Genomic DNA, 13,439 nt, shown 5'->3' with positions numbered 1-13,439 from the left:
TTCTCGCTTCCTCGGCTTCGTTCATCGCCTCGGTGCAGGCGGGGCCGGTGAGCTTCATTCGTTAGGCGTCGCCCCAGCATTGTTCACCATGGAGGTTCAGGCCGTGGATGCAAATGAAGTCCTCAAAGCTGCCCGAGCCACTCTCACGGGCTCAATGCCGTTCCCGGAGATCGTGGCAAGTCTCATAGGCAATGGGGTGGAGTATTACTTCGTGGACTATGCCTCTAAGTCCTTCACCTTCTATAGCGCTGAAGGTGCTGTGGCACATGCTCCACTTTCCTTCGAGGACCTTCCTTCCATCGCCAAAGACTTCGACAAGGTCTCACTACGAGCCGCCATTGTTGATAGCCAACAGCACGGCCAGAAGTTTCGCAATTTTAGTGAGCGAGCTGTTACTGCAGGAGTCCAAGGCTACTTTGCCTTCCTCCGAGGGCAGCGTGTGACCTATTTCGGTCGCCAGGGCGAGCAACATACTGAATGGTTCCCCGGCGCCAAGCCCAGCGACGCCTAACCCCTCGCTCAAGTCGGACCCCGCCTGCATTGCCTTCCGTTCTCTCTCAGCATTTTGCTACCCCGGCTCTGCTCTTCGCCTCGGCGCAGGCGGTGCCGCTTAGCTTCCTTCGTTAGGCGCCTTACCACGTTCATCAGGAGTCACCATGGCTGAGAACAAAACCAAGGCTACCGAGGCTAGCGTCGAGAGCTACATCGAAGGCATTCAAGATTCAGCCCGGCGCAAGGACTGTGAGACTTTAACCAAGCTGATGTCGAAGGCCACGAAGGAAACCCCCAAAATGTGGGGCACCAGCATCGTTGGTTTCGGGAGCTACCACTACAAATATGAGAGTGGCCGGGAAGGCGATACCTGCCTTGTGGGGTTTTCCTCTCGAAAGAGCGACATCAGCATCTATGGGCTCAATGCAGCTCCCACCCACGATGATCTCATTGCAAAATTGGGTAAGCACAAGGCTGGCAAGGGCTGCTTATATATCCGCAATCTTGCAGATGTAGATTTGAAGGTCCTCGAGAACCTCGTCGCAGACGCCGCTAAGGCCAAACATCATGATCGCTGTTAGCGTTGCGCCTAACCCCCCGTTGCAGCGGACCCAGGCGCAAGCGCCTGGTCCGCTAAACTCCTCTCGTTAGGCGCCCTATGTCGCGCACAGCCTTGAAACCATCTCCCATTAAAATCAAGCATCTAGTGATTCTTTTATTCCTTCTCGTGCCATCACTGATGGCGGAAGAAGGTTCTGTCCAACTGCCTGAACGGAAGCAGGCCTCATCGCTCTCCACGATCCAGCCGACACTCCGTCTTTCTGAACAAGTGGCCTTCTTCCACTTCGTCGACACAATCAGTGCCTGGGATCCAATTTGCCCTGCTGATAGCGTGGACTATGCGCTTCTTGGAATTCCGAAACCAGACGAGGAATCGAGATCTTGGCTCGTCCGATATGCTGCTACGAGACGCCCTCTCGGTTTCGGTGAGGAGACAGCCCTTTTCCTATGGGCGGAAGCAGGATTCCCCCTGAACGGCTACCCGAAGGAGTACAAGGAGCTCAAAGAGGTCATTGATCACTTCTGGAATCAGGCCGGCTACCAGGACCCCTTGGCCCGTCGCATGCGCGAATTAGAAAAAGTTAGACCGCTGATGAGCGATGAGTTGGATCGATTGGATGCAAAGATGAGGGCATTGCGCGGTGTAACTCGAGTTTTCGCGAGAAAAGGGCGTCCTGCGTGGAATCAGTTACCGATCTTCCTGGTTTATACCTTCAGCAAAACCAGCGCCCAGGGTGGGGCAAACGGTGAAGGCATCTACGCAGAGATGGAACCTGGCGCTTCCCCAAAATCGATCCAAAGATGCTGCGGAATCTTCCTTCATGAAGCGCTTCACAAATCCCTCCGCCCCCGTGAAGTATTCCTCGATTTCTCGGATCGGTACCCTCGGAAACGCTGGAAGCTTGATCTCTCCTCAAAGGCACCGGATGAAGGTGGTGATACAGAGGCGGCCATGCTCGATGAAATCCTTGTCTACTCACTGGCTGATGTCATCCTCGGAGATCGCATCCCAGAAAAGGAAATCCAAAACTACACCCAGCACCGAAACAAGAAACTCGTGCGAACCTGGGATGGGGTCCGAAAACTCTATCCACTCATACAGCGCCAAGTAGACCATCCTCGCCCCTCGGCTGTATTTCTTTCAGAACTAATCGAGTCGTTCCTATCCTCGTCGCATCATGCCGTTTGGCACTCCCCAATCTGAGTGCGCCTAACCTCTCGCTCAACTCGGACCCTATCGCTGCGCGCTAGTGTCCTCAAACAATTCGGCAGCCAGGTTCCCGCAGCAATAGGGCCGGTTAGCTTCTCTCGTTAGGCGCTTATGAACATTCGACTGATCGTTTCCAATCGAATTCTGTTTGCGACCCTCCTGTTTATCGGATCGCACGTATTGCTCCAAAGCGCTGGTAAGGCCTCAAAGGAACAGGCCTTATCACTACCCAATAATCAGATTCAGGCTCGTTTCGTGAACCCAGACGAATCGATTTGGAAAGACGCGACTCAAGAGGTCTATCAACCTCAGCCAAATCTGAATGCAGTGATGCTGAAGCGCCTACCCATTCGCGACAAGGATGGAGTGGCAGTTAGGCCCGTTGTCTCCATCTTGCTAATGCCCCTTCCAGAGGGAGTCACCTCTCTTAAAGATTTTTCTGACTTCAAACAAAATAAAAACCCGATGAGAATCGAAACCAGTATCGATCATGGCGACAAAATTATTATTCAAGGAACGATTGAATACGGTGGTGCAGTACACCGGATTGTTCGCGCCTTTTTAGTTGAAGGAAATGTTGGGCTAGATTTGATCTGTGACACCTATGACAGCGTCTACGCTTCTGTCAAAGACGACTTCAATTTCTGGATTGACTCGGCGCGCCTAACCCCTCGCTCAAGTCGGACCCCGCCTGCATTGCCTTCCGCTCTCTCTCAGCATCTTGCTATCTCGGCTCCGCTCGTTGTCTCGGCGCAGGCGGTGCCGCTTAGCTTCCTTCGTTAGGCCCTGCTCTAATCATTTCTTAGCATGATGGCAAAACGGTTTCCAACCTGGAGGACTCCTGATGGTCAATTGGGATGCTGTCGTATCAGGTGCTTTCTCGGGTGGTCTGATTGGCGCAGTGGCCTCACTGATAGCTCCTTGGTCTAAATGGGGGATTGAGAGGCATCGTCTTCGTTATGCGCGACGAAAGGAGAAGCTGCTTATCTGGCGAAGCAATGTTTCTGAGATCACCAAGATTGTTGGCGACCCAACGATTCCAGTTTCGATTGGCATCCTGAAGGACAATACTTCATTCACCCAGTCGGTTCTGTTTGCTGACATACAGCCTTACCTTTCTTCCGCCACGATAAAAGGCCTCAAATCATTGAAGGCGGATCGCGATTCACAACGAGAAGCTTTCCGTAAAGTTCTATCGGACTTGGCTCGCCTTGAGAAAAAGTGGGGGATCATTTGAATGCTCCGAATGGCACAGGCCTAACCCTCCGCTCAACTCGGACCCTATCGCTGCGCGATAGAGTCCTCAAACAATTCAGCATCCGTGTCCCCGCAGCAATAGGGCCGGTTAGCTTCTCTCGTTAGGCCGCTTCTCATGCAAACAATCCTAGGCTGGGTAATTCTCATCTCAGGCATCGCAGCAATTGTCCTGATTCTCAGGCAGGGGCGAGGTTCATCAAAGAACAAGCGGGTCGGATTACCAAACCCAAGCCCCCAATGGTCTATCGTGCAACCTGAAGAGGCCCTTGTTCACCCTTACCCTTACATATACGTGAATCCTGACGGCGGTGCTCGTGAATTGCACCAAGGAGAGCGTGATTACCTCGAGACTCCTTTCCATCCAGCCGATGGCGGTCGCCCCTATATCAAAGGCAGCTTTTCAGCCAAAGACGGTTGGGGTTCGCTTGCGGGGTTTCTCAAGCGTTCCAAACTGCCTTCAGAAATTGCAGTTCAGCCTCCACCTGCTGAAGATCCATCAAAACCCCTTTCCAAGGAGGATCAGATTGAATTTCTGCGTAGCAAGGGGTTGGTTGTCACAGAAAATCTTGATGGGTCGTTCAGTGCAAGAAAACCAAAACCTTAGCTCCTCGCCGAGCGGCCTAACCCTCCGCTCAAGTCGGACCCCGCCTGCATTTCCTTTCGCTCTCTCTCAGCATTTCGCTATCCCGACTCCGCTCATCGACTCGGTGCAGGCGTGGCCGCTTAGCTTCACTCGTTAGGCCGCCACCAGCACTTCGTCTCAAACGGTTTCGCTTCGGTTTCAGGTTTTCGCATCTTTGATCGCCCCGCGTGGGCACGTCATCACCGCGCATGAACCAGCACTTTTCAGGGTTCGACTGCAGGTTCGTCTCGCCCTGGTTCCTTCAACGGCGTTTCCCTTCAACCGCGCAACACCAAGCGCTATGCTTCGTTCATTCGATCTTTCCCTTCGTTCGGCAGTTCGTTGCCCGCTTCCACCAAGGTCAACGCACTGCCTAACCGTTCGCTCAAGCGGACCCGTGCGCTAGCGCCCGGTCCGCTTAGCTCATTCTCGTTAGGCGCCACCTTAGAACCATCTCAACCAGGAGGTCGAAATGGCGGGCAGACCGAAATTCGTAGATGTTGATGATTACCTAGCCTCAGTCGACCCCGAATCTCAATTGATCCTTCAAGAGATTCGGCGAATTGCCAAACAGGCAGTGCCCAAAGCCATCGAATGCATAAGTTACCAAATGCCTGCATTGAAGCTTCAGAAGACTTTCTTCTACTTCGCATCATTCAAACATCACATCGGAATCTATCCACCCGTCAAGGGCGACAAACGTCTCAATGAAGAGCTACTCCCCTTCCGCGGTCCGAAAGGAAATCTTCAATTTCCGAAGAACAAACCAATCCCTTACCCGCTAATCAAGCGAGTCGTTGAAGCCCTAGCAAGGGAGTATTCTGAGTGAACGCTCCCGTGATCGCCTAACCCTCCGCTCAACTCGGACCCTATCGCTGCGCGCTAGTGTCCTCAAACAATTCAGCGTCCCGGTTCCCGCAGCAATAGGGCCGGTTAGCTTCTCTCGTTAGGCCCGCCCATCTCAGTTGCCTTACCGGGTGTCTATAAGCATTCGCCCGCGGTCCACCCAGAGACATCCGGGCTTCCGCCATCGTTGTGGGTAGCGGTCCCAGTTAAGCCGTATACTTCGTCGGGAGGTAAACTCCATGCGCTTCCTTCTCGTGCTGCTCGTGAACACCTTGGCCATCGCCGCTACGAACGGAGATTCAGGACCTCGGCTCGCAACCCCCAAGGGCATTCAGGTTCGGGTAACCCCCCTTCCCAAATGGAATAGCGCAGAGAAATTCCGGATAGCCTCATTGCTGGCGACCGAAGAACCCGTCGTGGAGCGCGGAAGACCAAGAGTGGATATTCCCCTCTTTCCTTACCCTGACCAGTTGCCACCGAGGCTTCGGGGATACGGGCACTTCAATTAGCCTCCTGCGCATCCATACGCATCTTCGTTCGAGAAATCGCACCGGCCTAACCCTCCGCTCAACTCGGACCCTATCGCTGCGCGCTAGTGTCCTCAAACAATTCAGCATCCAGGTTCCCGCAGCAATAGGGCCGGTTAGCTTCTCTCGTTAGGCAACTCACCAACAATCGAGGTCAACGTGGAACAGTTTCCAAATCCTTACGAACCTCCTAGCAGCCCGCTGGTGGCTGAGATTTCCTCGAGGCGGATTCCCCTTAACCTGGTCAGCTCAGGCACTCGTTTCGCAAACGCCATTATCGACGGTTTAATTCTCTTTGCTGTTCAAATTTGCTTCGGCTTGGCCGTTGGTATGGCCTTTGGCACCAAGGGCGTCGCACATCTTCAATCCGGATGCACAGCAAATTTGTACTCGATCTTCTTTGGAGTCATCTACTACATCGCCATGGAATATACATTTGGGTTTACGGTCGGGAAGTTGATTACCAAAACTAGGGTTGTAAATGAGTTCGGGGAACCCCCATCTCTTCCGCAAGTAGTCGGCCGATCATTTTCTCGGTACATCCCCTTCGAGCCCTTTTCCTTCTTTGGTTCTGAATCCCGCGGGTGGCACGATTCCCTCTCGAAAACCTTCGTCGTAAAGCGAGAGATTGCCTAACCATCCGCTCAACTCGGACCCTATCGCTGCGCGATAGAGTCCTCAAACCATTCAGCGCCCGTGTCCCCGCAGCAATAGGGCCGGTTAGCTTCTCTCGTTAGGCCGCACTGAATGGACCTTTCTCGATTCAATCAACTGATCGATGCATACCAGGCGCGGGTTCGCTTGGCGGTGTCTCTGTTTAAGGCGCATCGGGGGATTTCTGATCTTATGGATTGGCGCCGTCAGGGACTTTCCAGAATGGGATTCATTGATGTCGAGCAACAATTCGAATATGCCTTTCATGGCGCTGGTTGCCGAGTCGAAACCCCCGAAGGGCCCATTGATTGGGACTTCGGAGATAACGGAAGGGTTGATGGGTTTGATTTGTGGCGTTTGTCTGTATTCGTCCAGTCAACACCAGAGGCTTTCCCTGAATTCGAAGATGGTGCAGTCCTGGGGCAGGCATTTACCGCCGCCGTTCAATCTGGGATCATTCGGAAAGATCCAAAAGAACAGGTTCCTCATTTGTACTACCGGGTGTCGGCCTAACCTCTCGCTCAACTCGGACCCTATCGCTGCGCGCTAGTGTCCTCAAACAATTCAGCGTCCGTGTCCCCGCAGCAATAGGGCCGGTTAGCTTCTCTCGTTAGGCACACCCGGCGCTTTCCCATCGTCTTCCGGGTTCGATCCTTCTCAATCGGAGTGCGGGATTCGGCACCCTGCCTTCGCCAATCGTGAATCGCCGCGCCCCGGTAGCTCAGACTCGCCATGAATGGCGGGCTTGCGCTGTCGCGCTGCGCAGCCGTTCTCCGCCACTCCTCCAGTGAATCCAGCCGCTTCTCGTGGCATCCTGGCTCCGCCGTTCCATCCCTCACCTCACCCCCGGCGCAATCCGTCTCAGTTCTTTGCCTTTGGGCTCGGCACCCCGATCATCCTTCAGGCTCGGGCGGCATTCCGATCATTCCACCCAATCCGGGCATCTCGAAAACCGGGTGGGCTTCAGCTTCATCGGGTGCCTAACCTTCCGCTCAACTCGGACCCTATCGCTGCGCGCTAGTGTCCTCGAACAATTCAGCGCCCGTGTCCCGCAGCAATAGGGCCGGTTAGCTTCACTCGTTAGGCCTCATGAATCTTCCTCCGCAGGATCCCCTCGCTGAACGCGTCATCGCCGGTATTCTGGCGACATTCTTCGCATTGTTCGGCTGGCTTGACCTCGTGCAAGGGGGGATAAGCCTCAAGGGAAAAAGTGGGCATAGTCTTTTCATCGATGGTTGGGTTGGCATCGCTGTAGCTGGCCTTGCCTTTCTCGTCTCCGCGTTTGGAGTTTCCATTCTGCTGCGTACATTCAAAGCACGTAGGCCAGCCCACTGCTTCGGTTGGCTTCTAATGCTTCTGCCGCCCGCCGTGTTCATTCTCTTTCATCATTAATGCCTCTGTTTTTCTAAGCCCAGTGCCTTCACGGAACCATCATCGGCCTAACCTTCCGCTCAACTCGGACCCTATCGCTGCGCGCTAGTGTCCTCAAACAATTCAGCTGCCTGGTCCCCGCAGCAATAGGGCCGGTTAGCTTCCTTCGTTAGGGCTCCCGCATGACCCGAGTCACCCTGAGTCTAGGAAAGGTGATTTTCATAGGGTCAGCGTTGGTCTGCGTCTGGAATCATCTCGTCCATAGACATGTTTTCTTTTGGAAACCATTTATCGCCAGTTGGCCAGTTATCTGGGCACTTGATTTGATCGTAATAGTCTCAGCCCTATTAATTGGTCTTGCCCTCCTTGCAGCCATTGGAAGGAAGCAAATCATCTGGTCACTGATGGCCATTATTCTCTGTAGCTTTACCATTAGAGATGCCGTTCAGCTGATTGAAAGAGAACTCTCCGAGGTAGATGAACCGTATAGAAAGTAAGCTCGTGTTCAGATCACCCTAACCCCTAGCTCAACTCGGACCCCGCCTGCATTGCCTTCCACTCTTTCTCTTCTTCTCGCTTCCTCGACTCCGTTCTGCGCCTCGGCGCAGGCGTGGCCGGTTAGCCTGGTTCGTTAGGCGCTCACTTGCCATCACTCACCCGCCATTCACGCCTCTGTGTTCGCAAGGCGGCATTCTGTGCAACCTTCTACTCTCTAGGTGGTGGTTTTCTCCTCAATCACAAGTCCTGGAAGGCGGCTACGATTTCGGTTCTACTACTCGCAGTGCTCGCGTTTCCGTGGTTCTCAGCGGTTTATGTTCTGGGTGGCCGTCTCTCGGCAAGGTTCCCTAAAGTCGGCGCTCAGTCTCCATCAGACCAGGAATTATCAGAATCTCTGAAACTACAGGTGATTCACCTTGGTCGGTTGATCATCGGTTTGATCATTGCCTTTGTTTCAATCTCCTTCAGTCGGCTGGTTTTTGTGGTTCCATTGTTCGTTGCCTATTTTATTAACCGCAGCCTGTCCCATTGACCGTCCTCCGCCTAACCCTCCGCTCAACTCGGACCCTATCGCTGCGCGATAGAGTCCTCAAACAATTCAGCGTCCGTGTCCCGCAGCAATAGGGCCGGTTAGCTTCACTCGTTAGGCGCCAGTGAATGTTGATCCGAAACTTCCAAATTGGCGATGAGCCAGCCCTCAGGTCCATCTTCTTCTCGTCAGTCCATGAGCTAACGGGTGGGCAGTACACACCTGAGCAGCAATCAGCATGGGCGCCGTTTGATTACGATCGGGCTGAATGGGCCAAGCGCATCCAGGCTATTCACCCGTTTATTGCTGAAATCGATGGCTATGCCGTAGGATATGCCGACTTGCAGCACTCTGGTTACATCGACCATTTCTATGTGTCGGGGCTTTTTGCCAGACGTGGAGTTGGGCAAGCCTTGATGAATCACATTCATTCCAAGGCAGCCTCGCTTCAGATTAACGAGCTTCACTCCAAGGTAAGCCTCACTGCAGAACCGTTTTTCAATAGATACGGGTTTCATGTTGAGAATCGCCACGAAATCATTGTTCGCGGTGTAAAAATGTCGAATGCTTCCATGCGTAAGTCGCTGCTCGCCTAACCCTCCGCTCAACTCGGACCCTATCGCTGCGCGCTAGTGTCCTCAAACAATTCAGCGGCCGTGTCCCCGCAGCAATAGGGCCGGTTAGCTTCACTCGTTAGGCGAAACATCAGAACAGCCGGAGCGCCCATGTCCAGCAAGGCCATCCTTCAGTCCTGGTTCCTAACCTTCCTTGCCTGTTGTGCCATCTCTGCACTCGTCTATTTCTTGGTGACGCCTTTTACGGGCAATCACTCTGACTCAGCTATCGCGTGGTGTCTCTGGCCTGGCGTTGCCCTCTATTCATCGTTGAATGGCTCTCTACTTTTTGGAGGTGGCTACGGAAAATTCGGTGACGCTGCGATCATTATTTTCGGGTCGGCAGCATCATGGTCCGTTCCACTCACAATCCTTTTGCTGTTTTTCTTAAGGTCCAGGCGTAACCGTCGACAGTATTGATGGCTCGCCTAACCTTTCGCTCAACTCGGACCCTATCGCTGCGCGCTAGTGTCCTCAAACAATTCAGCCACTCGGTTCCCGCAGCAATAGGGCCGGTTAGCTTCCTTCGTTAGGCACACCCGGCGCTTTCCCATCGTCTTCCGGGGTTGGTCCTTCTCAATTGGGGTTCAAATTCAACCTCCTAGCTTTGCCAATCGTGAATCTCTGCCTCTCGGTGCCTCTGGCTGTTCGTGAATGGCGGGCTTGCGCTGTCGCGCTGCGCCGCCGTTCTCCCTCGATACTCCGGTGAATCCAGCAGCTTCTCGTGGCATTCTGGCTCCGCCGTTCCTTCCCTTACTCCGCCACTGGCGCAATCCGCCTCAGTTCTTTGCCTTTGGGCTCGGCCAGCCCAGGCGTTGTTCTCGCTCGGGCGGCATCCCTTTCGTTGCACCCAATCCAGGCATCTCGAATTTCCGGGTGGGCTCCAGCGTCATCGGGTGCCTAACCTTCCGCTCAACTCGGACCCTATCGCTGCGCGCTAGTGTCCTCAAACAATTCAGCGACCGTGTCCCGCAGCAATAGGGCCGGTTAGCTTCTCTCGTTAGATGGCTCCCGGAGCGACTCATGGAACCAGATCCCCTCCTCGAATGGAACCGCTTAAACAAAGAGAATGCTGAACAGGCGCTCGTCTCAGTCATGTTCATGAATTTCGTTTCTCGAGCACCCCAAATCGACACGTTTTCAACCTGGTTGTTGGCCGGAACGGGCGCGGCCGCTACATTATTGATCGCCAACATACTGAATATGTTCCAGGCACTCGGCCGACATGGATTCAAGGTCGCAGTTTTTATGCTGGCAATCTCAGCTCTGTTTGGGTTGCTCGCTAAATGCGTATTCGTCTTCTTTCAAACTGGTGGCGACTCCCAAGAAAAATTAATCCAACAGATCAAACCAATCATGGATAAACACCATGAAGATGAAGAAAAGATTATCGCGACTGCAAAACAACGTGGTCTGAAATTAGAAACCGAGTTCAGCATGAACAAAGTACTCTCCGATTTCGCGGCGCCTTTTCCCAAATGGCCTCGCTGGCTCGTTATGCGGTATCTCAACAAACACAAAGAGAATCGACAGGTTGGTCATCTTCTTCCTGTCCGCATGTTCCAATGGCAATGCGGGCTAAGTTTTTTTCAGGCCTTGGCATTCATTTCCTTCATACTCGCCGCCATCGTCTATGCCCGAGCCATCTAACCTCTCGCTCAACTCGGACCCTATCGCTGCGCGCTAGTGTCCTCAAACAATTCAGCGTCCGTGTCCCGCAGCAATAGGGCCGGTTAGCTTCTCTCGTTAGGCCTCACCAATGGAAACACCTCAATGACTTGGGTGGTAGGAGCTTCAAGCATCTTTGGTTACGGTGCATTGTTTTCTGATGTACAAGTGACGTTTTCGGATGGAACGACGAAAGACTTACTTCAGAAAGCCTATCCAATTGGTAATTACATCGGCGCAGGCTTCTCAGGTTCTGTCCTGATCGGGTTCAATCTGCTTCAGAGTCTCAGCAATTTTATCGACCTACCGGAGAATGCCGAGAACCTTGTGGCATGGGATCCAATTTGGGTATCCACCAATTGGGCTCCGGTCGCAAAGGCTATATTTGCTAGCGCTCCACTACGCGAGCGAAAATTGGGGGCAAGTCTACTTATAGTCGGAGTCTCTCCGAACCAGGACCGCGATTTGGGCCCAAGGGTCTACATCTCCAGATTCACGGCGCCAGATTTCTGCCCAGGGATTCTGTCCAAGCCCAGCATGCTCTGCAGTATTGGCAGTGGGACCGGCGTCGCAGCTTACAAGCAAAGTATCAAGCCTCTGTTCCGGTTCAGCAGTGGAATACTTCAAGCGGAAGTCGGTCAACCCAACGGCTGGGCGCGGGCAATGGGGTTTTCAATTTCGCGCACTCTTGCGGACCATCCTCGCGATGGCATTAGTAGGCATGTGCATACCGTCATCATTCGGCGTGGATCTTTGCTCGTCGAAATGAATGACGAAAGAATCCATAAACCTGACGGCACGATTATCAATATCCAAATGCCGAAAGTGGCTCAGAATTATGAAGACTTCCTAGCCCTAGCCGAGTCTGGCCGGTTCCCAGATTTAGGTCCGGGCTAAATGTGAAGGTCGGGTTGAAAAAGAGAGAGCTAATGGCCGGTTGGCCAGGAGCTTCCAGGAGATGGTAGCTTGGCTTCCATCTCCGGAGAGGGTAGAGCAACGCTGGGAAGCGACTTGAGCGCTTCGGAGATGCGCCGGACGGTGTTGGCCAGGGGAAACGCCCTGGCCTTTTCTGTCAGGGCGTTGGCCTCCACCGGGGGTGCCCAAAGCGATAAATCCCGGGGGTCCGGGGGCAGAGCCCCCGTCGCAGGGAGACCGAGCTGAGCCAGTTCAATGGTGCAGCGGAACTCGGTTGGGGTGAGGTAGCCCAGGCTGCTGTGCGGGCGCTCCTCGTTGTAGCGACGGCGCCAGGCTTCGACGATGACCTTGGCCTCAGCCAGGCTGGAGAAGGCCTCCATGTTCAGGCATTCGTCCCGGAACTTGCTGTTGAAGCTCTCGGCCACGCCGTTGGCCCAGGGCGAGCCCGGGGGGATGTAGAAGGTCTGGGCACCGGTGGCCATCAGCCAGACCTGGAGGTCATGGGCGATGAACTCGGGGCCGTTGTCACTGCGCAGGAATGCGGGCCATCCCCGGGTCTGGAACAAGCGTTTGAGGACCTGCATGACCTCCTCGGCCTTGAAGGAGGAGGCCACTTCGATGACCAACGCCTCCTTCGTAAACTCGTCGGTGAGCGTCAGGCACTTCACGACCTCGCCGTTCAGGCAGCTGTCGTGGACGAAGTCGTAGGACCAGACCTGGTTGGGATACCCGGATTTCATCGGCACATGCTGGCCGGTCCGGAGGTGCTTTTTGGGACGCCGCCGGACCTGGAGGCCATGGGCTTTGAAAACCCGGTGGACCCGTTTCAGGTTCACCCGGAGCTGGAGCCGCCTCAGGAGGGCCCAGACGCGCCGGTGGCCATAGCGGGGGTTGGCATGGGCAAGCTGGACGATCCGCTCGTCCAGCCCATCCAGTTTCACCCGGCGTGAATACCGGACATAGGAACGGCTCAGGCCCATGGCCCGGGCAGCGCGCCGCTGGGAGAAGCCGGTGGCCGTCAGGTATGCCGCCCCCTCCTTTCGCTGCGACGCGCCACTCATTTTTTTCGGAGAACCGTTTTCAGGGCTGCGATATCCAGCTCCCGTTCTGCCAGAAGGCGCTTGAGCTGGGCGTTCTCCTTCTCAAGCTGCCGCATGTGCCGGACATCGGAAACCTCGACTCCGCCATACTTCTTTCGCCATCGATAGAAGGTCTGCGCCGTGATCCCACGGGCCCGGCAGAGGGCATCGACCGTCTGCTCCCCCTTCTCCGCCTCTCTGAGAAGCCCCACGATCTGCTCCTCGGTGAACTTGCTTGTCCTCATTGGATCCGACTCCTTTGGAGTGGACCTTAACATTTAGCTTGGCTCTATTTGGAGGGGACAGGCCAAGTCCAATTCACACGAGGCCTCTGGTGCAAGCTGTTAAATCGAACCTTCCAGCAAGGCCTAACCCTGCGCTCAACTCGGACCCTATCGCTGCGCGCTAGTGTCCTCAAACAATTCAGCTACCAGGTTCCCGCAGCAATAGGGCCGGTTAGCTTCTCTCGTTAGGCCGCTCACCATGTTTTCTTCCAATAACCAGCAAATGAGGAACCCGCGCGGCGCGGTTACGGTTTCTTTGTTTGTAGCTTTGGCCTCCCTTTCCGCGATCGGGTGCAAACAATCTCGCCAACC

Annotated in this window: 15 protein-coding genes; 13 read left to right on the top strand and 2 right to left on the bottom strand. The window is 54.4% G+C overall.

From position 1 onward, the window contains the following. Window positions 1-103 precede the first annotated feature (103 nt). The 13 genes from Q9293_RS03220 to Q9293_RS03160 all read left to right on the top strand — a co-directional run bounded on the left by Q9293_RS03220 (window position 104) and on the right by Q9293_RS03160 (window position 11,746). Window positions 104-511 (top strand): DUF1398 family protein, encoded by a 408-nt coding sequence (locus Q9293_RS03220; RefSeq protein ID WP_306249970.1) that lies wholly within the window; start codon window positions 104-106, stop codon window positions 509-511. A gap of 145 nt (window positions 512-656) precedes the next feature. After that, the gene (locus tag Q9293_RS03215) at window positions 657-1,073 is read left to right on the top strand and encodes a DUF1801 domain-containing protein (protein WP_306249968.1); all 417 of its coding nucleotides are present in this window, start codon (window positions 657-659) and stop codon (window positions 1,071-1,073) included. Between the two features lie 77 nt (window positions 1,074-1,150). After that, window positions 1,151-2,257: a hypothetical protein gene (locus Q9293_RS03210; RefSeq protein WP_306249967.1), complete on the top strand. Its 1,107-nt coding sequence runs from the start codon at window positions 1,151-1,153 to the stop codon at window positions 2,255-2,257. A 117-nt stretch (window positions 2,258-2,374) separates the two neighbouring features. After that, window positions 2,375-3,046: a hypothetical protein gene (locus tag Q9293_RS03205; protein WP_306249965.1), complete on the top strand. Its 672-nt coding sequence runs from the start codon at window positions 2,375-2,377 to the stop codon at window positions 3,044-3,046. Between the two features lie 61 nt (window positions 3,047-3,107). Then, window positions 3,108-3,500 carry a hypothetical protein gene (locus Q9293_RS03200; RefSeq protein ID WP_306249963.1) on the top strand — a complete coding sequence of 131 codons (393 nt, stop codon included), beginning with the start codon at window positions 3,108-3,110 and terminating at the stop codon, window positions 3,498-3,500. 267 nt (window positions 3,501-3,767) lie between these two features. After that, window positions 3,768-4,124 (top strand): hypothetical protein, encoded by a 357-nt coding sequence (locus Q9293_RS03195; RefSeq protein ID WP_306249961.1) that lies wholly within the window; start codon window positions 3,768-3,770, stop codon window positions 4,122-4,124. A 490-nt stretch (window positions 4,125-4,614) separates the two neighbouring features. Next, window positions 4,615-4,971 carry an iron chaperone gene (locus tag Q9293_RS03190; RefSeq protein WP_306249959.1) on the top strand — a complete coding sequence of 119 codons (357 nt, stop codon included), beginning with the start codon at window positions 4,615-4,617 and terminating at the stop codon, window positions 4,969-4,971. A 703-nt stretch (window positions 4,972-5,674) separates the two neighbouring features. After that, window positions 5,675-6,151: an RDD family protein gene (locus Q9293_RS03185; RefSeq protein ID WP_306249956.1), complete on the top strand. Its 477-nt coding sequence runs from the start codon at window positions 5,675-5,677 to the stop codon at window positions 6,149-6,151. Window positions 6,152-6,262: 111 nt separating this feature from the next. Continuing rightward, window positions 6,263-6,682 carry a hypothetical protein gene (locus tag Q9293_RS03180; RefSeq protein WP_306249954.1) on the top strand — a complete coding sequence of 140 codons (420 nt, stop codon included), beginning with the start codon at window positions 6,263-6,265 and terminating at the stop codon, window positions 6,680-6,682. A 1,501-nt stretch (window positions 6,683-8,183) separates the two neighbouring features. Then, on the top strand, window positions 8,184-8,570 hold the full coding sequence (locus tag Q9293_RS03175) for a hypothetical protein (protein WP_306249952.1): 387 nt from the start codon (window positions 8,184-8,186) through the stop codon (window positions 8,568-8,570). A gap of 125 nt (window positions 8,571-8,695) precedes the next feature. Continuing rightward, window positions 8,696-9,163 (top strand): GNAT family N-acetyltransferase, encoded by a 468-nt coding sequence (locus Q9293_RS03170; protein WP_306249950.1) that lies wholly within the window; start codon window positions 8,696-8,698, stop codon window positions 9,161-9,163. A 1,041-nt stretch (window positions 9,164-10,204) separates the two neighbouring features. Continuing rightward, the gene (locus Q9293_RS03165) at window positions 10,205-10,831 is read left to right on the top strand and encodes a hypothetical protein (RefSeq protein WP_306249948.1); all 627 of its coding nucleotides are present in this window, start codon (window positions 10,205-10,207) and stop codon (window positions 10,829-10,831) included. 123 nt (window positions 10,832-10,954) lie between these two features. Further along, window positions 10,955-11,746 carry a hypothetical protein gene (locus tag Q9293_RS03160; protein WP_306249945.1) on the top strand — a complete coding sequence of 264 codons (792 nt, stop codon included), beginning with the start codon at window positions 10,955-10,957 and terminating at the stop codon, window positions 11,744-11,746. Between the two features lie 29 nt (window positions 11,747-11,775). On the opposite strand, the gene Q9293_RS03155 is transcribed toward Q9293_RS03160, so the two are convergent. After that, the gene (locus Q9293_RS03155) at window positions 11,776-12,825 is read right to left on the bottom strand and encodes an IS3 family transposase (protein WP_306249943.1); all 1,050 of its coding nucleotides are present in this window, start codon (window positions 12,823-12,825) and stop codon (window positions 11,776-11,778) included. Beyond that, window positions 12,822-13,088 carry a transposase gene (locus tag Q9293_RS03150; RefSeq protein ID WP_306246057.1) on the bottom strand — a complete coding sequence of 89 codons (267 nt, stop codon included), beginning with the start codon at window positions 13,086-13,088 and terminating at the stop codon, window positions 12,822-12,824. The genes Q9293_RS03155 and Q9293_RS03150 overlap by 4 nt, the downstream gene beginning before the upstream one ends. Window positions 13,089-13,439 lie beyond the last annotated feature (351 nt).

Source organism: Geothrix sp. PMB-07 (assembly GCF_030758935.1).
GTDB lineage: Bacteria > Acidobacteriota > Holophagae > Holophagales > Holophagaceae > Geothrix.
The sequence above is the reverse complement of the archived record's forward strand: the minus strand, read 5'-3'. Positions and strand labels throughout refer to the sequence as shown.